This window comes from Bacillus sp. SD088 (genome assembly GCF_017355205.1).
Classification (GTDB): Bacteria; Bacillota; Bacilli; order Bacillales; family Bacillaceae_C; genus Lederbergia.
On sequence record NZ_JADIJK010000017.1, the window covers coordinates 1 to 22,668 of the forward strand.

The 22,668-nt window shown below is 38.5% G+C and carries 22 protein-coding genes and 2 pseudogenes; 20 read left to right on the forward strand and 4 right to left on the reverse strand.

What is annotated here, in order from left to right; all coding sequences use genetic code 11:
- Positions 1–24: 24 nt before the first annotated feature.
- Complete coding sequence (locus tag IPU53_RS15145; RefSeq protein ID WP_207451865.1) at positions 25–462, forward strand: GNAT family N-acetyltransferase; 438 nt, start codon at positions 25–27, stop codon at positions 460–462.
- 180 nt (positions 463–642) lie between these two features.
- On the opposite strand, the pseudogene IPU53_RS15150 reads toward IPU53_RS15145, so the two are convergent.
- Positions 643–813, reverse strand: a pseudogene (locus IPU53_RS15150) (ClbS/DfsB family four-helix bundle protein); the annotation flags it as partial.
- 130 nt (positions 814–943) lie between these two features.
- Between IPU53_RS15150 and IPU53_RS15155 the strand changes: the two are divergent.
- The 3 genes and pseudogenes from IPU53_RS15155 to IPU53_RS25015 all read left to right on the forward strand — a co-directional run bounded on the left by IPU53_RS15155 (position 944) and on the right by IPU53_RS25015 (position 3,292).
- Entirely contained in the window at positions 944–1,522 is a 579-nt protein-coding gene (locus IPU53_RS15155) for a TetR/AcrR family transcriptional regulator (protein ID WP_207451866.1), read from the forward strand.
- Positions 1,523–1,547: 25 nt separating this feature from the next.
- Positions 1,548–2,213 (forward strand): Pr6Pr family membrane protein, encoded by a 666-nt coding sequence (locus IPU53_RS15160; RefSeq protein ID WP_207451867.1) that lies wholly within the window; start codon positions 1,548–1,550, stop codon positions 2,211–2,213.
- A 332-nt stretch (positions 2,214–2,545) separates the two neighbouring features.
- Positions 2,546–3,292 (forward strand): annotated as a pseudogene (locus IPU53_RS25015) (DNA glycosylase AlkZ-like family protein).
- A 368-nt stretch (positions 3,293–3,660) separates the two neighbouring features.
- Here the strand turns inward: IPU53_RS25015 and IPU53_RS15175 are convergent.
- Positions 3,661–4,698 (reverse strand): LacI family DNA-binding transcriptional regulator, encoded by a 1,038-nt coding sequence (locus tag IPU53_RS15175; protein WP_242698329.1) that lies wholly within the window; start codon positions 4,696–4,698, stop codon positions 3,661–3,663.
- A gap of 379 nt (positions 4,699–5,077) precedes the next feature.
- On the opposite strand from IPU53_RS15175, the gene IPU53_RS15180 reads away from it, so the two are divergent.
- From IPU53_RS15180 to IPU53_RS15200, 5 genes are read left to right on the forward strand one after another with little or no spacing between them, the layout of a single operon-like run.
- Positions 5,078–6,397 carry an ABC transporter substrate-binding protein gene (locus IPU53_RS15180; protein WP_207451870.1) on the forward strand — a complete coding sequence of 440 codons (1,320 nt, stop codon included), beginning with the start codon at positions 5,078–5,080 and terminating at the stop codon, positions 6,395–6,397.
- On the forward strand, positions 6,397–7,278 hold the full coding sequence (locus tag IPU53_RS15185; protein WP_207451871.1) for a carbohydrate ABC transporter permease: 882 nt from the start codon (positions 6,397–6,399) through the stop codon (positions 7,276–7,278). The genes IPU53_RS15180 and IPU53_RS15185 overlap by 1 nt, the downstream gene beginning before the upstream one ends.
- The gene (locus IPU53_RS15190; RefSeq protein WP_207451872.1) at positions 7,265–8,098 is read left to right on the forward strand and encodes a carbohydrate ABC transporter permease; all 834 of its coding nucleotides are present in this window, start codon (positions 7,265–7,267) and stop codon (positions 8,096–8,098) included. Before IPU53_RS15185 ends, IPU53_RS15190 begins: the two co-directional genes overlap by 14 nt.
- A gap of 24 nt (positions 8,099–8,122) precedes the next feature.
- Positions 8,123–9,064 (forward strand): MTP-1 family protein, encoded by a 942-nt coding sequence (locus IPU53_RS15195; protein ID WP_207451973.1) that lies wholly within the window; start codon positions 8,123–8,125, stop codon positions 9,062–9,064.
- Between the two features lies 1 nt (position 9,065).
- The gene (locus tag IPU53_RS15200; RefSeq protein ID WP_207451873.1) at positions 9,066–10,127 is read left to right on the forward strand and encodes a BtaManbiosPhlase; all 1,062 of its coding nucleotides are present in this window, start codon (positions 9,066–9,068) and stop codon (positions 10,125–10,127) included.
- 554 nt (positions 10,128–10,681) lie between these two features.
- On the opposite strand, the gene IPU53_RS15205 is transcribed toward IPU53_RS15200, so the two are convergent.
- Both IPU53_RS15205 and IPU53_RS15210 read right to left on the reverse strand, forming a co-directional pair.
- Positions 10,682–11,587, reverse strand: a complete 906-nt coding sequence (locus IPU53_RS15205; protein WP_207451874.1) for a DUF2268 domain-containing protein — start codon at positions 11,585–11,587, stop codon at positions 10,682–10,684.
- 88 nt (positions 11,588–11,675) lie between these two features.
- The gene (locus tag IPU53_RS15210; RefSeq protein WP_313886504.1) at positions 11,676–11,834 is read right to left on the reverse strand and encodes a MerR family transcriptional regulator; all 159 of its coding nucleotides are present in this window, start codon (positions 11,832–11,834) and stop codon (positions 11,676–11,678) included.
- A 621-nt stretch (positions 11,835–12,455) separates the two neighbouring features.
- Between IPU53_RS15210 and IPU53_RS15215 the strand changes: the two genes are divergently transcribed.
- From IPU53_RS15215 to IPU53_RS15265, 11 genes are all read left to right on the forward strand, one after another.
- A complete protein-coding gene (locus tag IPU53_RS15215) occupies positions 12,456–13,355 on the forward strand; it encodes an alpha/beta hydrolase fold domain-containing protein (RefSeq protein ID WP_207451876.1) in 900 nt (299 codons plus the stop codon).
- Positions 13,356–13,468: 113 nt separating this feature from the next.
- Positions 13,469–14,725: an acyltransferase gene (locus IPU53_RS15220; RefSeq protein WP_207451877.1), complete on the forward strand. Its 1,257-nt coding sequence runs from the start codon at positions 13,469–13,471 to the stop codon at positions 14,723–14,725.
- 5 nt (positions 14,726–14,730) lie between these two features.
- Positions 14,731–15,390: a DUF6320 domain-containing protein gene (locus tag IPU53_RS15225; protein ID WP_207451878.1), complete on the forward strand. Its 660-nt coding sequence runs from the start codon at positions 14,731–14,733 to the stop codon at positions 15,388–15,390.
- A gap of 349 nt (positions 15,391–15,739) precedes the next feature.
- Positions 15,740–15,946, forward strand: coding sequence for a copper chaperone CopZ (gene copZ / locus IPU53_RS15230; protein WP_207451879.1), 207 nt, complete (start codon positions 15,740–15,742; stop codon positions 15,944–15,946).
- Between the two features lie 111 nt (positions 15,947–16,057).
- Positions 16,058–16,264, forward strand: coding sequence for a copper chaperone CopZ (gene copZ / locus IPU53_RS15235; RefSeq protein ID WP_207451880.1), 207 nt, complete (start codon positions 16,058–16,060; stop codon positions 16,262–16,264).
- Between the two features lie 157 nt (positions 16,265–16,421).
- A complete protein-coding gene (locus IPU53_RS15240) occupies positions 16,422–18,848 on the forward strand; it encodes a heavy metal translocating P-type ATPase (protein WP_207451881.1) in 2,427 nt (808 codons plus the stop codon).
- A gap of 4 nt (positions 18,849–18,852) precedes the next feature.
- Positions 18,853–19,677 (forward strand): hypothetical protein, encoded by an 825-nt coding sequence (locus IPU53_RS15245; RefSeq protein WP_242698330.1) that lies wholly within the window; start codon positions 18,853–18,855, stop codon positions 19,675–19,677.
- A gap of 21 nt (positions 19,678–19,698) precedes the next feature.
- Positions 19,699–19,977, forward strand: coding sequence for a glutaredoxin family protein (locus IPU53_RS15250; protein WP_207451975.1), 279 nt, complete (start codon positions 19,699–19,701; stop codon positions 19,975–19,977).
- A gap of 99 nt (positions 19,978–20,076) precedes the next feature.
- Positions 20,077–20,694 carry a nitrite reductase gene (locus IPU53_RS15255; protein ID WP_207451882.1) on the forward strand — a complete coding sequence of 206 codons (618 nt, stop codon included), beginning with the start codon at positions 20,077–20,079 and terminating at the stop codon, positions 20,692–20,694.
- 105 nt (positions 20,695–20,799) lie between these two features.
- Positions 20,800–22,227 (forward strand): MFS transporter, encoded by a 1,428-nt coding sequence (locus IPU53_RS15260; protein ID WP_207451883.1) that lies wholly within the window; start codon positions 20,800–20,802, stop codon positions 22,225–22,227.
- A 75-nt stretch (positions 22,228–22,302) separates the two neighbouring features.
- Positions 22,303–22,605 (forward strand): metal-sensing transcriptional repressor, encoded by a 303-nt coding sequence (locus IPU53_RS15265; protein ID WP_207451884.1) that lies wholly within the window; start codon positions 22,303–22,305, stop codon positions 22,603–22,605.
- Positions 22,606–22,668 lie beyond the last annotated feature (63 nt).

The window sequence follows — 22,668 nt, forward strand, 5'->3', positions numbered from 1 at the left end:
AAACTTTCCAAAGGGGGGATTAGGATGAACACAATCATAATAAAAGAACTGCAAACAAAAACTGAAATGATTGAAGCATTTCCAGTTATAAACCAATTACGAACTCATCTTGATGAAGAGACATATCTCGAATTAGTATTAGAAGCACAAGAGAAAGATAGGTATAAAATGTTTGCTTTAATGGATGATGGAGAAATAGTAGCAGTAACTGGTTTTAAACCTATGATAACACTATATTATGGTAGATTTGTTTGGGTTTGTGACTTAGTAACAGATATGAATAAGCGATCAAAAGGGTATGGTGAAAAACTACTCTCATATGTCCATGAATGGGCACAAGAACACGATTATGAGAGTGTTGCTTTATCTTCAGGCATACAGCGGACTGAAGCCCACCGTTTTTATGAAAATAAAATGGATTATGACAAAGTAAGCTATGTATTTAAAACCAATTTGAACTAAGTAGGTTCGTTAGAAGCAATAATAGGAATGGAAATTGCCGAATAGAAATGAAAAATTAGGGTTCACAAAAATGGTCCCTAATTAACGTTGCTCCATAATCTTGCCCGCTTTTGTTGAATATCTTTAATGAACATACTGAAAGTCTTAAAACACATCACGCAATGACAGTAAGGGAGTTATTTAATTCACAGCTCTAATCCTTTTCCATTTTCTTATTTTAGTTCGAAATGATTTGAATGGGGCAACGGTATTAATATGAATCCATTTCCAAATTGGCCAACTAGAAGGAGTTGTAGTTGCCCACTGTCTGCCTCCTTGTTCAAATAATTCTCTATCATTATAGCTTCCTATCCTTATATTTCGTCCATTGTAACATGTGTCTTACTTAATCTCATGTTTTATCTTAGCTATAATTGACATTAGATAATTTTGTGAATAAAATAAAACTAACTAGTTAGTTATATAAAAAGGGAGAGAGAGAATGCCTAAAAGAAAAGGTGAAGTCAGTAGGGAAAAGATACTTACTGCTGCTGAATACTTGTTTGCTGCAAATGGTTATCATGGAACAACTGTTAGTCAAATTGTGAGTGAAGCTGGTCTGACACAGGCAGCGTTTTATTTATATTTTAAAAGTAAGAAAGAAATACGCGATGAGATATTCTTTAATTTTGAACAACAACTGGCTCAATTTGTAGAAACAGGTCAGCAAATTGGTCAGAAGGATTCTTCTGAAGTGGAAGAACACTTAGTTCAAACCTATATAGGTTTGTTTCAGTTGTTTGGGGCCAATAAAAACGTGACTAAAATTGTACTTACTGAAGGAGTGCAAGCAGAGGAATTACGTAGAGGCATCGTTACCCAGATTAAAGCTAATATGAGTCAAAATCAAACCCTCGGAATTTTAAAGCCTGAAGTTAACACAGAAGTGTTTGCAGAATTACTGGTTGCTGCTATTGAACGTATAGTTGCCCGCTATGGGTTGAATGAAGATTATTCACCTGAGGATCTGGGCCATTCCCTTGGAAATATCATCTTTCACGGTGTGTTAAAGAAACCGTAAAGTAATAGAAAAATTGAGGTGGATTATGTCTGAAAGATTTTTACATACAAAATTTTTATTTCATATGTTAATAGCTGTAATAGGTCTTATTAGTGTGCCATTACACATCCTTTTTTCTCCCGAACCAAGTATATCGATTACAAAATTCACAATTCATTCCAATACCATTGTTACCATAACATTTACAATTAGCACCTTTGCTCTTTTGTTAAGGAAAAGGGAAAGCAGGGTGTTGGACTTTTGTAAAAATGCAGCACTTATTTATATGATGGTCGTTTTATCAACTTACCACTTTATCCTCTCTAGTGGTGGGGAATACACCGGGATTAGAGTGATGACAAATTTCACGTTACACTATTTAATTCCATTACTTGTTTTACTAAACTGGCTCATCTTTGAGGGGAAAAAGTGGTATAGTTACAAATCAACCCTTCTTTGGCTTGTTTACCCAATACTTTATGGTGCGATCTCATTAATCAGAGGAATGTATGATGGATTCTATCCTTATTTCTTCCTAAACCCGAACGATAATATTCCTGTTGGAGTTGGCAGCTATACAAATGTAGCCTTTGTTATGGCAGGGCTCACTTTTGTACATTCCGTGCTTGGTTTTCTGCTAGTATTGATAAATAGAGTTATTCTCAGATTAAAAAAAGCAAAACCCCTGTCACATGCTAAAAAGATAATATGATATGAATTAAATAAATAGCCCTCCTATACTGCAACCATTAGTTTTCTGTAGATGTAGTATTATTTTAGCCTCTTTGATCTAACGGGATTTGCAAAACCGCAATAATTTTAATGTTTGTGAAGGTTTTACAACATATTTTATATCACTCTAAGGCTAGTCAGCTAACAATAGAAGGTGTTAAGGAAAATGATCAAGAACAGCTATGAAGGGAAAAAGCCCCTTCCCAGGTTCAGGAACATTTGCTTGTCGGAGGTCAACAGGATGTTGGTCAGAAAGGAGTAGTTATATTGGTAGATGCAAAAAAGGCTGCAGAATTTTCGTATAGACAAGGTTTGTACCTAAATGAAAATATTGATATTCTGCAGCTTATCACTAAATTAGTTGGAATCCAAAGTCAAACAAAACATTCACTTGCTTTTTCAGCGAGAGCTAGAAATGTTGAGGTGGATGCTAACACTTTAAATAATATGTTTACCAGCAAATTGTTAGAGAGAATATGGACAGTAAGAGGTACGATCCACACGATAACCTCTGAAGATTGGTCTTTGTTTCAAAGAGCATTTGATACAGAATGGGAAAATAGATAGAGTAAGTTTATTTTCAACCATATTAGTAGCGAACAAAAAGAGATGCTAGAAAAGTGGATCGTGAATAAAGTTTCGAATGGGCCCATTACCAGAAATCAATTAATGGAGGAAGCTATTTCTACATTTGGAGATTTTTCTTGGGTAAGATATGCCTTTTCATCTTGGGGAGGGCTTTTAAAATCTCTTTGCTACCAAAATTATTTATGTTTCAATCCAGATGGAGGAATAGACGAATATGTTTTAAGAAAAGATGTTGGAATGGATCAACCATTAAAGTTGTCTGCTGATGGTGCATTGTTCGAGCTATTTAAACGCTATATAGATTCATATAGTCCTGCTGATTATAAAGATTTTGTCCATTGGAGTGGGACGACGATGAAAAGATTAAAGCAAATACTAAATAAAAAAAGTATACATGTTCCCAACACGAAGCTCCCACACACTAATCCACAAACCGCGGAAAGCGAAGTATATGGGGATGTGTCCTGGTAGTTCGGCTCATTCTTGGTGAAAATCCCTTTTGTTCCATCCTCTTTATTTTTTACGGATTTTTACGATTTAGGTGAAAGGGAGTAATACTTTATGACAGTTGCAGAATCATAAATGCTTGGTTTTGGAGCGTTAATTGTTCCAATTATGTCAGATGAAAATAACAAAAAATAAAATCCACCTTTGAGCTTGCGGCTCGTTTAGGTGGATTTTATTCTGCTCATAGGTGTTAGAGAACCTTCAGTCGTTTTTAATGTATTCATCTCTAATTACCTTTTTTCTAAAAAAAGAAAACATAGCTTTTACCAGAATTTTCACTTCGATCAGTATTTTATTTAATTAATTTTAAGATATTTTGATTCTGCGAAATTTTAGCTTTTCCTTTTATTGGTATCGCGAGCAGGCGCCGGTCCAGTTGACTCTCGCTTTACTAACGAAGTATGAAGTAAGGTCTCCTGCAACGGTTCAGTTGGATTGTCCATTCGCCAATATAATTGCTCGACTGCTTTTCTGCCGTACAATTCTAGATCTACATTAAATGTTGTTATTTTTGGTTTCGACAGCCGAGAAAGCGGACCATTATCAAAGCTGCATACTGATAGGTCGTTTGGAATTTTATAGCCCAATGCCTGAAGATGTGTTAACACAAGGAAGCCAAATCCATCATTGACACAAAACCAAGCTGTCGGCTGTTCCTTAAGCTTGTCCAGAGCAGTCGAAACATCCTCTTCCCTTTCCTTAATATCAGCCAAAATATGGTCTCTTTCTAAAGGGATTCCGTGCTCCTTTAAGGCAAGCGTATAGCCCTCCAATCTTTCCTGGTAGCTTGGGGAACGTTCCACATCTCCCATAAATCCAATCTGTTTATGACCAAGCTCAATTAAATGATGCGTAGCTGTATAAGCAGCAAACCGATTATTAAGTAAAATTGCATCCGTGCAATTGAATGGGTGATGGTGGTCAATTAGGACTGTTGGAATTCCTGTACTTAAAATGCGATTAATGTATTCAGTACTGATATGTGAAATAATAATCACCCCGTCAATTGTATCGTATTCAAAAAAAGAAGGCAGGATGAGCCGATCTCTTGACTCATCATCAATCGATTGGATGACCAAATTCATTCCGCGTTTTGCCACTTCTCTTTGAACAGATAAATAAATTTCCCCAAAAAAGCCTTTCTGTGAAAAGGCAAAGTCGGAAGCAAGTAAAGCAATATTTCCACGCTTTCTAGGAGATTGCTTTTTGTTCGTTGTATAATGATATCCTAGCTCTTCTGCAGCTTTTTCAATCCGCTTTCTAGTGTCCTCACTGACTCCGGGCTTTCCTGACAGCGCCTGGGATACGGAATTTTTGGAAATATTTAATTGATCAGCTATATATTGCATGGTTATTTTTTTTTGTTTCATATCTATATCCCTCGCAAGTCGTTAATTACATTGTTTGTCACGTTACAAACTTAACTATACATGAAAATCCAATTTGTTACAAATAGATGAAACCGATTTATTTTATGAAATATTCATTGACCAATCTATGATTACATTATATGATGGTTTTGTAAGGTTATTTATCATTATTTTTTAATTACAAAACACCTTTTGTAATCAGGAATGTTTAATTTGTCATTCTTTGTTTTAGTAGAATTCTAAATTCCATTACATGTGGGTTCAAAATGAAAGAATAAGTAGCATTGAACAGGCTGTTTTGGTAATAAATTTCAAAAATTAAGTAACGCTACTAAATAAGAGATGGCGCTTTTACAAACTAGTATGGGGGGATACACATATGAAGAAGTCACTTTATTTAGTCCTTGCCGTTTCACTTTCTATGTTAGCACTTGCTGCTTGTGGTAACAAAGACGATCAGGGCGCAGATATCGACGCACCCGCAGGTGCAACTGTGATTGAGTTTTGGGCAGCAGCAAACCCATTACAGGAATCATTCTGGAATAAGGTTGCAGATGAATTCAATAGCTCACAAGATGAAATTCATGTTGCAGTCAGTCAAATGAGAGAAACGCCAACTTCAGAAGCGACTGTTCAGTCTGCTCTTGCTTCTGATAGCGCTCCAACTATGTCAGAAAATATTAATCGTGGATTTGCATCCCAATTAGCGAACAGTCAAGCGCTCGTTCCTTTAAATGAATTAGATGGCTGGGATGATATTCTTACGGAACGTAACATGACAGAAACTGTCGAAGCTTGGGAATTTGCAGATGGTAACCAATATGTTTTACCAATTTATTCGAATTCTATGCAGTTCGGATGGAGAATTGACATTTTAAAGGAACTTGGCTTTGAAGAAGCACCGAGAACGTATAGTGAAGTGTATGAAGTGGTTGATGCCCTAAAAGAAGAATATCCTGATAAATTTTTATGGGCGAAAAGTGAATTAGCGTCACCTGATGCGGGTGCGCGATGGTTTGACTTTTTCACCTTATATGCTGCCGCTTCAAATGGCAATAACTTTATTGAAGGTGATTCATTAATTAGCGATGATGATGCTGGCCAACAAGTATTAGAGTTCTTAAGCAATGTGCAGGAACAAAATGGACTATTGACCAATGAAGCATCTGATCCTTTCGAGACAGGTCTTAGTATCTTTGCTGATTTAGGACCATGGACGTTCCCATATTGGGCTGAGCAGTTTCCAGAAATGGTATATGGAGAAACGTTTGTGTTAACACCTCCTCCGGTGCCAGACGATATGGATACAGACGAAGTGAATACATTCGCAGATTCAAAAGGAATAGTCATTTATGCCTCTGCAACAGAGGAAGAGCAACAAGCTGCAATGGAGTTTATTACTTGGGTTTACAACAACCCAGAAATGGACTTGCAATGGTTTGAAGAGACGAACATGCCGCCGGCACGCGATGATTTGGGAACGAATGAACAGTTCCAAACCTTCTTGGAGGACCATCCAGAGCTTGTCCAGTATGCAGAAGCAGTTCCTTACGGAGTACCACCAATTGATAATCCTGATTTCAATACACTGCAAACATTTATTGGTCAGGAAGCCCTTAATCCAGTTGTAACCGGAGCGAAAGATCCAAAAACTGCTTGGGAGGATATGACGAGGGCCATAGAGGGGGCACTTCAGTAATGAACAAGGAAAATAATAAATTGGGCTGGTTATTTACCAGTCCTTACCTTATATACACACTTATTTTTTTCCTCATTCCATTAGTATGGTCATTTTATCTGGCTTTTACAGATTGGAATCTAATATCGCCGGATTTCGAAATGATTGGATTGCAAAACTTTATTAATGCTGTTAACCATCCAGGGGTTCAAGCAGCTTTTTTTGTTACCTTTAAATTTTTAGCTGTGTTTGTTCCAATGGTGATCGTGGGTTCTTTACTTGTAGCCCTTGTTGTTAATAGCCTACCTAGCCGCTTTAAAGGAATTTTCCTTGTCGGATTCTTTCTCCCTTACTTAGCATCTGGTGTTGTTTCCTCACTGATTGTAAAAGGCATATTATCGTATAACAGCCCAGTGAATGTATTTTTGCGCGGGACACTCGGCTTGGATATTAACTGGCTCGGAACCCCTTTTTCAGCTCTTGTAGTTGTCGCTATCATTATTGCTTGGAAATTCTCAGGGTATTATGCCCTGATTCTGACTTCTGGTTTGGAAGGCATCAATCAGGAAATCTATGAAGCAGCTGAGATTGATGGGATAAAACCGGCACAACGGTTCTGGAAGATAACACTTCCATTATTATACCCGGCTCTCTATACAACGCTGATTTTATCGATTGGTGTTACGTTTGGGATATTTACTGAAGTCTACCAGCTAACTGGCGGTGGCCCAAACTATGCAACCAATACATGGCAAATGGAAATTTACAACCAAGCATTTGCAAACCTGAACGCTGGGTATGCTTCCGCTGTTGCGTTAATTGCTGCTGTCGTAACATTCGCATCAATTTTCGTCTTCAGAAAACTTTTAGAATTGTGGGGGAAACGAAATGGCTGGAGTTAAAAAGAACAAAAAAGTTCAATTACGTTATGTCATTGCATTTGCCTTATTAGGCATTATGGTTTTCCCCTACTTATATATGGTTCTCATGTCATTTGCAGATTGGAGCCAAGTAGATCGAAAACTAATTCCGACTAGTTTCACACTTCGTTCCTATGAATGGTTGTTTATTGGCGGTGAAGCTAACATTCCACAGCCGTGGTTACGAGCGTTCTTTAATACATTTGTTGTCTCTGCGGCTTCCACTGCCCTCATGATGATATCAGGCATAGTCGTTGCTTATACGCTGGCAAAAATTAAGTTTAGAGGCGGAAAATTTTTAAATAATGTCATCCTGTTTCAAATGTTTTTCCCTGGCGTCATTTTGCTCGTGCCAATGTTCTTATTAGTTCAAAATGTTGGGTTATATGACACATACTGGGCGATGATTATTCCTAAGGCATTAAGTCTATGGGCAGTCTTTATGTACACCAACTTTTTCCGGGCTATTCCGGAGACATTTATTGAATCGGCAAAATTAGACGGGGCTTCGACCTTGCAAATAATGTTCAAGATTGCTGTACCTATGTCGAAATCAATTACGACAGTTATCTTTTTGTTTCTCTTTATGGAACGGTGGACAGAGCTTTTATGGGATATGATTGTTGTCCGCAGTGATCAGATGCTGACACTAAACGTACTCATTTCGCAAATGTTTGGTCCTTATGGTGGCTACCCTGGTCCAATGTATGCAGCATCTGTATTGCTCACGTTGCCAATTATTATTATCTTCCTGCTCTTTGCGAAAAGGTTCAAGGACGGAATGCAGTTTACGCTAAAGTAAAAGGAGTGCTACTAAATGAAATCAATGATAAAAAACGAGTTGAAAACATGCTCAGAGCTGTTAGCCGAATATGAAAACAGGCCAGCTTCTAAACAAGCAAAAAACATCGAGTTTGCCGGTGTCGGAAAACGGGATGTATACAATATTACAGCTCCGTTTGAAGACAATGGTGAACGTGTGATTGCTGGCCGAGTTGAAGAACGAGACAGTGAACATGCTTACGTCTACTTTTTCGTTGAAAACGATGGAGTATGGTTGCCGCGGGTAGATGCGCCTATTTTTGAATTACAGGACCCATTTGTCACAAGGATTAACGGTGAACTAATTTTAGGGGGAGTCGAGATATTTCCACACCCCACGATACAGGATGCGTTAAGCTGGCGAACCGTTTTTTATAAAGGAAGCATTCTCTCTGATTTAAAACAATTTGCGACTGGTCCAGACGGCATGAAGGATTTGCGTCTCGTTCAAGTAGCGGACGGACGTATTGGAGTCTTCACCCGCCCACAAGGTGAAAAAGGTGGACGAGGTAAAATTGGTTTTCAATTGATTGATTCGATTGAAGAGTTTACACATGATCTGATTAATCAAGTCCCATTGTTGGATGAACAATTTACAGAAGAAGAATGGGGCGGAGCCAATGAAATACATTTACTGTCCAATGGACTGCTTGGTGTATTAGGCCATATTGCTCGATTTGATGAGGAAGGAAACCGCCACTACTATTCAATGGCATTTGTTGTCAATCCTCAAAATGGGCAATATTCCGATCTCCAGCTCATTGCCAAACGCTCTGATTTTCTTCCTAGCGAATCAAAGCGGCCAGATTTGCAGCAAGTTGTTTTCAGTGGCGGATTAATTAGGCGGGCAGACGGTTTAGCCGATCTATATGTAGGCATTAGTGATGCAAGTGCTCAAAAAGTAACAATTGTCGATCCATTTACTCAGTTCGAAGAGGAGAATTAATATGAATGTTTACCGATACAAAGAAAATCCATTAGTCACACCTACAGATGTACCACCACATAGAGATGATTTCGAGGTGATCGGTGCATTTAATGCAGGAATTACAGAATACAACGGCGAGATCATCATGCTTTTACGTGTGGCAGAGCGCCCAATTCATCATGAAAAAAATGTGGTTAAAGCGCCTGTTTATAACCATGAGACAAATACATTAGATATTGTTGAGCTAGGAACGAGCAATCCGAATTATCGATTTGAAGACCCGCGCTCGATCAGAAAAGCCAGTGATCCAAATAGCTATGCCTATTTAACGTCATTATCTTATTTACGAATTGCCAGGAGTAAGGATGGACACGAGTTTACTATAGATGATGAGCCATTTATCTATCCTCAGGATCGATTGGAAGTATTTGGTATTGAGGATCCACGGATTACAAAAATTGACGATGTCTACTATATTTATTATAGTGCTGCCTCCTCATATGGGGTCGGCGAAGCATTAGTATCCACCAAAGACTTCAAGAGCATTGAGCGTCACGGAATGATTTTTGCTCCAGAAAACAAGGATGTTTGCATCTTTCCTGAGAAAATTAATGGGAAATACTTTGCCATGCACCGGCCAGTACCGAAGGGCGGCGGGATGCCTGAAATCTGGCTTGCAGAATCTGATAACCTGCTGTATTGGGGCAATCATAAGCACCTGCTCGGGTTACGTGAAGGCATGTGGGACAATGCGCGTATTGGCGGTGGTGCTGTTCCGATTAAAACAGAAAAAGGTTGGCTAGCGCTTTACCATGGCGCTTCAACAGATAACCGCTATTGCATGGGCGCTGTTTTACTCGATCTTGAAGACCCGACTACTGTCATTGCTCGCTCAGACAAGCCACTTATACAGCCAGAGGCCGACTATGAAGTTGAAGGATTCTTTGGTGATGTTATCTTCTCATGTGGAGCAATTGTAAAAGGCGATGTTGTCCAAATGTTTTATGGTGCTGCCGATACCTCCATGGCCTGCGCCGAATTAAGCTTGCAAGAAATTCTTGACTCGTTAACAGCTGTATAATGTTAACGACTGTATAAGAAAAGCGCAAGGCGGTTGCTTAGGGGCGACAAGCAAATGTTCCTGAACCTAGGAAGGGCGGTTTTCCCTTGATAGGTTCAGGGTTAATTGACCTCGAGCCCCTGCCGCCTTTAGCTAGACACCGAAGGGTGAATCGATGTTGACTTACGCAAGCAGGCACCGAAAGTTTGCTAGGCGCTGGAGCTAGATCCAGCATTAGCCAAAAATTTATACTTTCTTACCTTTTAAAAAAGTGAAACGCAGTTTGGCGTATAAGTCAGACTGCGTTTCTTTTGGATTATCAAAAACTCTTCTATTGGGGCAAGTAACAGGCATGGCCTTTACCAATTGAATCATGATTTTAATAATATGGAGGCTGGAACATAAGTGTTTCCGCCAAAGAAAAAACGAACTAGTATGGTGCATATACTCGCCCGCGGGAGTCTACGTATATTTCCTCCACTAAGGTAATAGTTATGTCCCAGTTTCTTCAATAATTATATTTCAAATAAAATCCAATTTTTCTCTCATAGATAATAAGCAAGAGATTTTAGTTTTCATGAAAATAAGCCAGATCCATGAATGATTTCATCACTAGAAAGCAATGTTGTTTCATAGATCGTTTTGTTATGCTTCATCATGAAAGATTGAACAACCTTAAAGCCTACTGCATAACCAGCACAAAAAGAAAGTCCTACAGGCTGGTATCCCTCTTGTTTGGCAATCTCATCCCCAAACATATAGCTGCTGACTTCGGCAAATCCTTTTATGTTTAGAGCTTCCCCAATAACATGGATTGAATACTCTAAATCGTCTTGGTCCATGCTGGTCACCCAAGGACCTAACTGCTCTGCTCCGTACAGCTCTTTTGCAAATGAATCAGCCAGACCTTCGATGATAAGATAGTCTCCCACTGTCACATTGCCATGATCCCAGTCGAAATAAGAAAAACGAATATTGTGATGGAACTCATGAGCAATAACGGCAGGAATTTTAGGTATATTGTAATCATTCGGAAAAATATTCACAGTAATAAACCCAGGAATACCGCCAAATCCCGTATATCCCTTCTGAAGTTTCAATTTATCTGGATCTGCTACGTATAATCCAAATTTAATTTCATCCGCATATACTTTTAAACCTGACTCCTTCGCATTTTGTATACAGGTTTGGATAGTAGTCTCTGCCACTTCATAGGCATTATGAGCTTTCAGAATAGAAAGTCCTTGTTGAATTTGCTTATCGTTAGAAATATTTGCGTAACCTAACATGTTTGTAGCCATTAAAACGTCATAGCCATTTTCTTGTTTTGCTATTATTGGAACATTTATTAAATTCCACATTTCCTTAAATGGAGCCATCATCTTGTAACGAAAGTATTCTTTTCTTTCTTCCAATTCTGTAATAGCAAGCAATTCTTCATATTGTTCTATTGTATTAATCAATTTGTAGTTCAAGCTCATTTCAATCATCTCTTTCGTAAATATCTAGAGTTGTAATTTTGCAGCATCTTAATACTTTTTATAAGATTTTCTTCCGAGGTCGCTAAGTCTAAATGAAATAACCTGTCATTTTTGCAGCAAAAATTTGAACAAACTTTTCTAAGCCATTCTTTTTTGCCTTCAATAAGTTTAAAGTGGCATAGTATCGTATAGAGCGTTCAGTTACTCCTGTCATTTGATAAACTTCTCCTGTTGTAAACAGCGTAATTCACCTCCTATTAAAAGGGTAAAGTATGCCGCTGCGTTAATGTCAAATAGAAAATTCAGTATTAAAATCCGAACAATGTTGATTTTCACTCCAAGTGGACGCTTTCCGGGGGAGGGGGGAGGCGTGTGGTTGAGATCTGCAGGAGAGTCAAGGTACAAAGGCTAAATACGCGCTGTCTTGGCCGTCGTTTTACAGAGATTTTCCTGGGATTTCGGTGCATAGAACACTCTACGCACCATTTTCCAAAGATTTTTCATGGAATTCGGTTCATAGAATCTTCTACGCACCGTTTTACAGAGATTTTCCATGTAATTCGGTTCATAGAAGCCTCTACGTACCGTTTTACAGAGAATTTCCTTGAATTTTGGTATATGTAGCATTCTACGCGTCATTTTGCGTAATTGAGTCATCATCTCCCATCTTATACTGATCTAACATTGTATTTTACAGAAAGGAATTATGAAATTAATTCAGTCATTAATCAAAAGTGAGTTGGACTTATTTTTTTGCACAGAATATACAAAGCTAATTGATTATTGCTAGTATAGGTATAGAGCAGGTACTACTCTGATATTATGGGGATATGTTAGACACTGTAGACTTGCGAGGGGGGAAACGAATATGAGAAGTATTCGAAGCTGGATTGTAGAACATTTACTCAAACGACTGAGTAATAAAGATAGCTTTACCGATGAAAAATTATACGCTGAATTTTTAAAAACAAAACAAATTGAAAATGAAAAACCCTATGTCTTATCAACATATATTCAGAGAAAGTTTAATATTGAAAAGCAGCATTTTGCTGGAATGGACTGTTATATTTTTAATCAGGAAAGTACTTCTTCAGGATCCATACTTTATTTGCATGGAGGAGGATACATAAAACAACCATCGATATACCACTGGAATTTTCTTGAAAAAGTAGCAAAAGAAACCAATGTTAAAATATATGTTCCAATTTACCCTAAAGCACCTAATCATCAATATAGAGAGTCTTTTGGTAAAGTTCTTCCACTATATGAATGGATTTTAAATACTTCAGCTAAGGAAAATATTATCTTAATGGGTGACTCCGCCGGGGGAGGATTCGCATTAGCGTTAGCACAATTGCTCTTAGAAAAAGGATTGCAACAACCCAGGCATATCATTTTATTTTCACCTTGGCTTGATATTACGATGGAAAACCCAGATGCTTATGAATTGGAAGATAAGGATCCAATGTTAGGAATTTATGGTTTGATCCAAATGGGAAAAGCCTATGCAGGGGATACTGACCCAAATCATTATTTACTCAGTCCAATCAACGGGAAGATAACAGGATTGGGAGAAATTACTTTATTCATAGGAACACATGAAGTTTTTTTACCTGATGCTAGAAAGTTCAGAGCTATTACTGCATCAAAAGGGACTAGAATCAACTATTTCGAATATCCGAAAATGAATCATATCTTTGTACTTTACCCGATTCCAGAAGCAAAAAAAGCGACTAAGAAAATTGTGGATATCATAATGAATGTGTAAATGGATAACCTCCTCTTCTTGTCAGTAAAATAAGACTTAATTATGAATCGAGGGCAAATATAAGGTAAAATAGAGTGCGAGGCAAAATCAGTATGTATAGAGGTGTTCAACAGATGGATGAATGGTACAAACTTGATAATGCAGGGAAGTTGTTCCATGCTGTATCGGAGCAAGCGAATTCTTCGGTCTTCCGGGTTGCTGCAATTATGAAGAACACAGTACAACCGGCTAAACTGCAACTTGCGTTGGACGATGTTCTCAAACGCCTCCCTATTTTTTCAGTAAAGCTTCGAAAAGGGGTTTTCTGGGATTTTCTTGTAGAAAATAATGAAAAGCTTTATGTTCAGCTTGAAAACCAATATCCATGTGCACCAATTGATCCAATAGAAACAAGCGGGTTCTTATTGCGTGTTATTTATTATAAAAAACGGATTGCTGTGGAGTTTTTTCATTCTGTAACTGATGGAACAGGGGCTTTAGAATTTATTAAAGCACTCATTTATTATTATCTATCTCATCTTGGAGAAGATGTGACCTATGAAAGTACATTAATCGATATTCATAATCAGCCAAGCTATTATGAAAGAGACGATAGTTACCAAAACTATGGGACAGATGAAAAGGCAGAAAAGTTTAAAGAGACGCCTTCATATCAGATCCGCGGTATTTCCATGGATCAAACCATTACTGTCCATGGAAAAATGAGCGCAAGTAAAGTGCATCAACTTGCCAAAAAGTACGGAACAACGATTACCGCTTTTATCACTGCCATTATAATTGCAGCTATTTATAAAGAAAGATTACAGTATCGAGCATATAAAGAAGAGATAAAGATTGCTATCCCAGTTAACTTACGGACCCTTTTCCCTTCCAATACACTGCGTAATTTTTTTGGTGTTGTCAATATCGGCATGTCTGTGACAGAGAAGATGACTTTAGAAGAAATAATCGAAGAAACATCGAAGCAATTGCGTGAGAAAGTGCAAAAAGAAAGCTTGCAGCAAAGTATTAACGATCGAGTGAAATGGCAAACTAGATTGACAGCACGATTTATTCCGCTCCCGCTTAAATACCATGCAATTCGGTATGGTTACAGAAGTTTTAGTGAGCGCACCAAAGCAATGACCTTGACAAATATGGGGAAAGTAAGGCTTCCTTACTCAATGGAATCACATATTGATCATATGGAAATGGTTTTATACCCGACAAAGAAAAGCCCAATTAACGCAGGGATGATCGCGGTCGGTGATGAACTCGTCATCACATTTGCAAGAATGATACAAGAAGCGGACATTATCCGTACTTTCTTTAGAGAGCTTTCCGAGACATATAATTTGGAGATAGAAGTATATTCCAATGATAGCAGGTGAAACCAATGCAACATTATTGCTCAAATTGCAAGACCTATACAAAACAACAATATTGTCCATTATGTAAACACGAGCTTTCTGCTAAATTGGAAGATAACCCGTATTATCCCGTCTATGAAACCAAGGTCCACCGGCGCCGCTTTGCACAGCGAATTGTTTTATTTATTGCGACTTTTGCTATTAGTACATGCTTATTAATCAATTTATTAATTGAACCTAATCAATTATGGTTCTTGTATGTATTGGGTCCCGTTTTATATGGATTGTTATTAATTAATCATACAATCCTCTCGAAAGCACATACTGGCTCCAAAGTCATTTTTCAAGTTATTGCTCTTTCCATTATGCTTTTTATCCTGGATGCTGCATCTGGCAGTTCAAAATGGTCGATCCATTATGTTATTCCTTTTCTTGTTATGCTTGCTACATTGTTTGTAACTATTATTGTACTGAGAAAGCCAATGAAATGGCGGGAATACATTGGGTATATGACGACAATGATTATTTTAGGCTTTCTTCCCGTCATTCTGTTTCTAAGCTCCTGGTCAACGGTGTTATGGCCGAGTGCGGCAACTGCCTTATACGCCCTGCTAACGCTGATTGGAATGATACTATTTTCAGAAAAAACGATGAAGAATGAAATTGTACGGAGGTTCCATTTCTAACACGAAAAGCGCTGGACAATACTGGTAAGTATACACTGGCTATCTAAATAATAAATACTTAGGCAATAAAAACATTGTCACTTGTTCTATACTAGTAGAGCAGTGGCAATATTTTATAACTTGAAAACTTCCACTGGTCGAGACTCACTTAACATAAATCGTTGCAGTAGAAAAACCCTTTACATACCCAGTGGGGGTATAATATAATAAATGTGAAGAGGAAATAGAATGAATTAATCATTCAAAAGGGGGAATGGATTTGGATGATAACCCCATAATTTTTTACCTTGACAATACCCAACTAGGGTATGGTAATATGAAGAGGAATTAAAAATAGGAGGGAATCTCGATGACAAGTAAAACACTTAACGTACAAGGTATGTCATGTGGACATTGTGTAAATTCTATTGAAGGAAGTGTCGGAGAACTGAACGGTGTTGAGACCGTAAAAGTCCATTTGCAAGCTGGAACAGTCGATGTAACCTTCGATCCAGATAAGGTGGATTTGAAAGATATTACAGAAGTAATTGAGGAACAAGGATACGATATTGCCTAAGAATATATAGCTAGTGAGGCACTCGGACGATTGTGCCCAGGATAGGATAGTTCTTTTGTTTACCAATACGCAGATAGGGTATAATAAAAATATAAATAGGAGGTAGTTTCAATGACAAATAAAACACTTAACGTGCAAGGTATGTCATGTGAACATTGTGTAAATTCTATTGAAGGAAATGTTGGGGACCTAAACGGTGTCGAAACCGTAAAAGTTCATTTGCAAGCTGGAACAGTGGACGTAACCTTTGATCCGGAAAAAGTAGACTTGAAAGATATTACAGAAGTGATTGAAGAACAAGGCTACGATATTGCCTAATAGAGGATGTTCAAAAAATCTGGTAAAAATGACATTTGGTCCTTTTTATCCTCCTTTTTGAACACACACCATTAGGGTGGTCGTGCTTCTGTAGCACGATCCCCTTTTTTAGAAAAAAATATACCCTTATGAGGTATGTGCAAGGAGGGAAACAACAATGGGAGCACAAAAAGAAGTAAGTTTACAAATCCAAGGCATGACTTGTGCTGCATGTGCCAATAAAATTGAAAAAGGTCTAAATAAGATAGACGGTGTGGTAGATGCCAATGTCAATTTTGCGATAGAAAAAACAAAGGTTGTATACGACCCAGAGAAAACAAATGTACAAGATTTTGAAGCCAAAATCGAAAAATTAGGCTATCAGGTGGCCTATGATAAGCAAACATTTGATATATCTGGGATGACCTGTGCCGCGTGTGCGAATAAAATTGAAAAACGACTTTCTAAAATGGACGGCGTTTCTAATGCTACGGTTAACTTTGCTTTGGAGAATGTCACGGTCGATTATGATCACGGTCAAGTGACAACTGGAGATATGATCGAAGCGGTAAAAAAACTGGGGTATACCCTAAAGGTTCCAACATCCAAAGAAGAAACGGCGAATAGTAAGGATGAAGAAGTAAGAAACCAAACTGGGAAATTCATCTTCTCCGCAATTCTAACATTACCTTTGCTATGGACGATGGTCACGCATTTCAAGTTTACGTCTTTTATTTATTCACCAGACATGCTAATGAATCCATGGGTGCAATTGGCATTAGCGACTCCTGTTCAATTTATCGTTGGAGCACAATTTTATCGAGGGGCGTATAAGGCATTACGCAATAAAAGTGCAAATATGGATGTTCTCGTTGCATTAGGTACATCTGTCGCATATTTCTATAGCATTTTCCTCGGTATTGAATGGCAAATGAACGGCCAAGTGGGGATGCCAGTTCTCTATTTCGAAGCTGCGTCAGTCATTATCACATTAGTTATCCTTGGGAAGCTTTTTGAAGTACGTGCCAAAGGACGTACAGGTCAGGCTATTCAAAAATTGCTTGGCATGCAAGCTAAAACAGCACGAGTAATCCGCGATGGGAACGAGCAAGAAATAGCCATTGAAGAAGTCATTGTTGGAGATACCGTTATTGTTCGTCCTGGTGAAAAAATTCCAGTTGATGGGCAAATTATAAAAGGTGAATCTGCTGTAGATGAATCGATGATTACAGGAGAGAGTATCCCTGTTGATAAAAAACTGGGCGATAATGCCATCGGTTCAACGATTAATAAAAATGGAATCTTAACGATTGAGGCAACAAAAGTTGGAAAAGATACGGCGTTATCACAAATTGTGAAAGTGGTGGAGGAAGCACAAGGAAGTAAAGCGGATATTCAGCGAGTCGCTGACCGTGTATCAGGTATCTTTGTACCGATTGTAGTAGGGATTGCCATCGTGACATTCCTTGTTTGGTACTTCTTCGTCGAACCTGGCGAATTACGCTCAGCACTTGTCCCAGCTATTACAGTTCTTGTTATTGCTTGTCCGTGTGCACTAGGCTTAGCAACACCAACATCGGTTATGGCTGGTTCAGGAAGAGCAGCGGAACTTGGTGTTTTATTTAAAGGTGGAGAGTATTTAGAAAATACGCGCTTACTAAATACGATTGTTTTAGATAAAACAGGAACAGTAACCAAAGGGGAGCCAGAATTAACAGACGTTCTTCCTCAACAAAATTTTACGGAGGAAGAGGTACTATCATTAGTGGCTTCTGCTGAAAATAGTTCGGAGCATCCACTTGCAGAAGCGATTGTAAAAGGTGCAAAAGATAAAGGTGTTAAAGTAGAAGAAGTAGAGTCCTTTGAAGCCATACCTGGATATGGTATTCGCTCTACACTAAATCAACAAACGATTTTTGTCGGCACAAGAAAACTTATGCAACAACAGAATATCGATGTTACTTCTGTAGAAGAAACGATGGCGAAATTAGAATCAGATGGAAAAACAGCTATGCTGATTGGTGTTGATCAACAGTTAGCAGGAGTGATTGCTGTAGCTGATACGGTAAAAGACACATCAAAAGCAGCTATTAAAAGAATGCACGAACTTGGCTTAGAAGTCATTATGCTGACAGGTGATAATGAGCGAACAGCACAAGCCATTGGGAAACAGGTTGGTATTGACCGCGTTATCGCAGAAGTTGTACCAGAGCAAAAAGCTGATGAAATTAAGAAATTGCAACAAGAAAATAAAAGAGTAGCCATGGTAGGTGATGGTGTGAATGATGCACCAGCTCTAGCGATTGCCGATATTGGAATGGCCATTGGTACAGGAACGGATGTAGCCATTGAGGCTGCCGATATTACGCTTATGCGAGGAGACTTGCACAGTGTGGCTGATAGTGTAGAACTGAGTACCAAAACAATGCGTAATATTAAACAAAACCTGTTCTTCGCGTTCATCTATAATTCTGCTTCTATCCCGATTGCTGCTATTGGTTTACTGGCTCCATGGGTTGCCGGAGCTGCGATGGCGTTTAGCTCTGTATCTGTTGTACTCAATGCCTTGCGGTTACAACGCTTGAAGCTAAAGGGAGGGCAGTAAAGCTATGTCAATTAAAAAGTGGGTTTCTCTTAGTATTGTATATGTAGTATTGGTTATCCTAGCATATAGCTTAATTACTGGAAATAACCCTTTTCAAAGCGGGAAATTAGACAATAACCATGAAACTTCAGAAGTTTATAAGGAGGAAGAGACAATGGATCATAGCGAGCACAATCATCATCATAACCATCAGGTCGAATCAGAGGTTCATACAAATGTAACTTACAATGATGGAAAAGTCTTTATTGAATTGGAGGATCATACAGGGGCAGCGCCTGAATTAGCCATTGAACATGAAGCAGAGATGCACTTCATTATGGTTTCCAATGATCTGGAGAAATACTATCATTTACACCCGGAGAAGGAACAGGAGGGAACGTATGCCGTAAGTCAAGATTTAAATGATGGCACTTATCAAGCCTTTGTCGATATTACACCAGAAAATAAGGCGTACCAGATCGCTCCCAATCCTGTTCAAGTTGGAACGAACGAAACGGATAAAGTAAGACTAGAGAGTGAGGATAAGTGGACAAAAGAAGTCGATGGGAAGACCGTCACTTTAGAAGATGCTCATGCAACAGTTGGAGACGAAGTCCCTTTGGTATTTGATATGCATGGGGAAACGCCTGATTCCTATCTAGGTGCCCTAGGGCATGTAGTGATTGTGGATGAGGATGTTGAGCAATATATTCATGTTCATCCAGCATCTGATGATACAACAACGTTTAACGCGCATTTTTCTCAACCCGGCATGTACAAAATCTGGGCTGAATTTAAGTTTGATGATAATGTTCATGTCTATCCGTTTATTATTGAAGTACAGGCATAAACAAAGGAGTGAGGTTTTGTGATGAAAAATTATCAACTTGAAGTCTACACTAGACCTACTTGCTCAGATTGCCAAGACTTGAAAAAATTCTTGCAGAGTCATCATATTCCTCATAAGGAATATGATTTAGCAAAAGAACCTTCAAAAGAAAAAGATCTGGTAAAGATAACAGGAAGCAGAATTGTTCCAGCACTTGTGTTTTCTCATCCGTCGTTCCTAGGCTGGATGAGAAAACCAAAGAGCCTAATAGGGTTCGAACAGAATAAAGAAGAGATAAAGCAACTATTACATGTAAGCTAACGATATATACTTTGCTGCATTTTGCGAGTATATTTTTTTTATCTATTTTATACCCTGTGGGGGTACGGAGATGATGTAGGATTAAGGAGGAGAAATGATATGGTCAGCGATGTTGAAAAAATTAAAATCGCCGTAAACGGAGGAATCGGATTTGGGGCAAAACTAAACGCAAAACAACTTACGACGATCTCAAAGTATATGAATGAAGATGAGAAACTGGAGTTGACAACCTTTCAACAACTCTATATTGAAATTCCAGAAGAAAAAAAAGAAGAAATCATAGAAGAATTCGAAACCGTTGGATTAGCATGTTATCCAGTTGGAAACGTCGTAAAGAGTTTGAGAACCTGTAATTTTTGCAAAGGGGAAGAACGAGAAGGGATGCCAGTGGCAAAGGAATTAAATAAACGCTTTGCTGGAAAGCCAGTACCATTTACCTTGAAGTTTTCTTATACAGGTTGTCCGATTGGATGCGGAGAACCGATGTTAAGTGACATAGGCGTTATGAAGTATAAGGATCATTACAATTTATATGTTGGTGGAAAAGCAAAAGGAAGAGATGCGGAAGTTGGATATTTATTGAAGGAGAATCTAACTCCAGAAGAATTGTACGAAACAGTAGAAAAGATTATTGCAGTCTATTCGCAAATGGGAAAAAAACGGGAGGCATTTTATAAATTCTGGAAGAGGGTAGGCAAGGAGCAATTGATAAGCTAATTTCGTTTTGGATAAAAAGGCCAAAGGAAATTTATCCACCCTTACCTTAATGGATCATCATCCAATATCGTAACAAATTAATGTAATACTGGAGGGAATATCATTATGTCTACACATACACAAACAATTTCGCAACCTGATCCAAAGCGATGGAAAGCACTCGCTTTATTGTGTTTTGCGAATTTCCTTGTGATGATGGATTCTGCAATTATTCAGATTGCCCTACCTTCTATCAAAGGGATGCTTGGTTATAGTCAAGAAAACTTACAATGGGTCATGAGTGCATTTTTGATTATATTTGGGGGATTTCTATTATTGGGTGGAAGATTAGCGGATTTATTCGGAAACAGACGCATATTTAATTTGGGTGTTATCATTTTAATTGTGTCATCCTTATTTGCCGGTTTAGCTTGGAGTGAAATGAGTTTAAACATGGCTCGGGGTGCTCAAGGATTAGGCTCTGCTTTCATTGCACCAGCAGCCCTGTCCCTGATTATGCTTCTATTTTCTTCCAATGGTAAAGAAATGGGGAAAGCACTTGCCTTTTGGGGACTGTCTGGAGCAGCAGGTGGGGCTTTGGGTATCGTTTTAGGTGGCGTTATTACAGAAGTTCTAGGGTGGCGCTGGACCTTATTAATCTATGTTCCACTTGGTATTACCGTGCTGATCTTATCGCCAAAGCTTCTACAAAAGGCTGGGCGTAAAGCAACTGGTAGTGTCGATTATATCGGCGCTATTCTAGTTACGGTTTCTTCCATGTTAATGGTTTATGGGATTGTAACAGCAGAGCATAGTGGGTGGCAGTCAGCAGGTACAATAGTTCCTTTAGCCGTTGGAGCTATCTTATTTCTTATTTTTCTTTTGGTACAGTCCAAGAAAAAAGAACCACTTTTGCCACTCGATATATTTAAGACACCTAATTTAGCTATAGGAAATATTTCCGTTTTCTTAATAGCAGCATCATGGTTCCCGCTTGTTTATATACTTGTGTTATACTTGCAGCAGGTTTTACAGCTTTCTCCATTTATTGGAGCAATGGCAATGCTGCCTATGCCAGTATTCATGGCGATTTTCATGATATTTATAGTGGAAAAAGTGATGGGAAAATTCGGCATCAAAAAGACCATGATTACTGGATTTGTCTTACTTGGGGTTGGAGGCATTTTATTCTCACAAACGGCTGCAGTTGATGGGAACTATTGGACAAATGTGTTTCTGGCTTCGTTAATAGCATCTTTAGGTAATGCACTTGCTTATCTACCGGCCACTACCGCATCTGTATCGGATGTTGCATCAGAAAAGTCAGGTATTGCATCTGGTTTATACAATACATTTTACCAAATTGGATCAGCGGTCGGCCTAGCTGTAATAGTATCGATTGCAGGGGAAATAACCTCTTCTAATACATCCGAGTCACAGGTAGTTGCCTTGAATGCTGGTTTCCAGCAGGCATTTTTCTGGAGTGGTATCATAGCAATTGTCGGTGCAGTATTGTCACTTCTGTTTACTCGCTCACGAAAGCAGGGGAAATAGTCTTCAATGGTAGTAGTTGAAAATAATACCTAATAGGGGTATAATGAAGGTATATAACAAAAGGAAGTGATCCATTTGGATAAATTCTTACATGATCACCCAAGTAAACCAAGAACGCAGGATGAAAAACAAAAAGTTATTAATCGTTTAAAACGTATAGAAGGCCAAGTTCGTGGAATACAGAAAATGGTAGAAGAGGACCGTTATTGTGTGGATATCCTAGTACAAATCAGTGCTATTCAATCTGCCCTAAAAAATGTAGGTTTTGCTGTGACTGAACGACATATTAACCACTGTGTCAGTGATGCGATTAAACAAGGTGAAGGCAAAGAGACAATTGAGGAATTAATGGGCGTTCTGAAGCAGTTTTCCAAGTAAGGAAGGAACGCTCAGAAAGCCATATGAATCCGCGTCTGATGTTGAACAACTGAATAAAGCGTA

Excerpts from the sequence above, each read along its gene's own strand:
- IPU53_RS15145 (WP_207451865.1), top strand. The coding sequence starts at position 25 with ATGAACACAATCATAATAAAAGAACTGCAAACAAAAACTGAAATGATT.
- IPU53_RS15155 (WP_207451866.1), top strand. The coding sequence starts at position 944 with ATGCCTAAAAGAAAAGGTGAAGTCAGTAGGGAAAAGATACTTACTGCT.
- IPU53_RS15160 (WP_207451867.1), top strand. The coding sequence starts at position 1,548 with ATGTCTGAAAGATTTTTACATACAAAATTTTTATTTCATATGTTAATA.
- IPU53_RS15175 (WP_242698329.1), bottom strand. The coding sequence starts at position 4,698 with ATGAAACAAAAAAAAATAACCATGCAATATATAGCTGATCAATTAAAT.
- IPU53_RS15180 (WP_207451870.1), top strand. The coding sequence starts at position 5,078 with ATGAAGAAGTCACTTTATTTAGTCCTTGCCGTTTCACTTTCTATGTTA.
- IPU53_RS15185 (WP_207451871.1), top strand. The coding sequence starts at position 6,397 with ATGAACAAGGAAAATAATAAATTGGGCTGGTTATTTACCAGTCCTTAC.
- IPU53_RS15190 (WP_207451872.1), top strand. The coding sequence starts at position 7,265 with ATGGCTGGAGTTAAAAAGAACAAAAAAGTTCAATTACGTTATGTCATT.
- IPU53_RS15195 (WP_207451973.1), top strand. The coding sequence starts at position 8,123 with ATGATAAAAAACGAGTTGAAAACATGCTCAGAGCTGTTAGCCGAATAT.
- IPU53_RS15200 (WP_207451873.1), top strand. The coding sequence starts at position 9,066 with ATGAATGTTTACCGATACAAAGAAAATCCATTAGTCACACCTACAGAT.
- IPU53_RS15205 (WP_207451874.1), bottom strand. The coding sequence starts at position 11,587 with ATGAGCTTGAACTACAAATTGATTAATACAATAGAACAATATGAAGAA.
- IPU53_RS15215 (WP_207451876.1), top strand. The coding sequence starts at position 12,456 with ATGAGAAGTATTCGAAGCTGGATTGTAGAACATTTACTCAAACGACTG.
- IPU53_RS15220 (WP_207451877.1), top strand. The coding sequence starts at position 13,469 with ATGGATGAATGGTACAAACTTGATAATGCAGGGAAGTTGTTCCATGCT.
- IPU53_RS15225 (WP_207451878.1), top strand. The coding sequence starts at position 14,731 with ATGCAACATTATTGCTCAAATTGCAAGACCTATACAAAACAACAATAT.
- copZ (WP_207451879.1), top strand. The coding sequence starts at position 15,740 with ATGACAAGTAAAACACTTAACGTACAAGGTATGTCATGTGGACATTGT.
- copZ (WP_207451880.1), top strand. The coding sequence starts at position 16,058 with ATGACAAATAAAACACTTAACGTGCAAGGTATGTCATGTGAACATTGT.
- IPU53_RS15240 (WP_207451881.1), top strand. The coding sequence starts at position 16,422 with ATGGGAGCACAAAAAGAAGTAAGTTTACAAATCCAAGGCATGACTTGT.
- IPU53_RS15245 (WP_242698330.1), top strand. The coding sequence starts at position 18,853 with ATGTCAATTAAAAAGTGGGTTTCTCTTAGTATTGTATATGTAGTATTG.
- IPU53_RS15250 (WP_207451975.1), top strand. The coding sequence starts at position 19,699 with ATGAAAAATTATCAACTTGAAGTCTACACTAGACCTACTTGCTCAGAT.
- IPU53_RS15255 (WP_207451882.1), top strand. The coding sequence starts at position 20,077 with ATGGTCAGCGATGTTGAAAAAATTAAAATCGCCGTAAACGGAGGAATC.
- IPU53_RS15260 (WP_207451883.1), top strand. The coding sequence starts at position 20,800 with ATGTCTACACATACACAAACAATTTCGCAACCTGATCCAAAGCGATGG.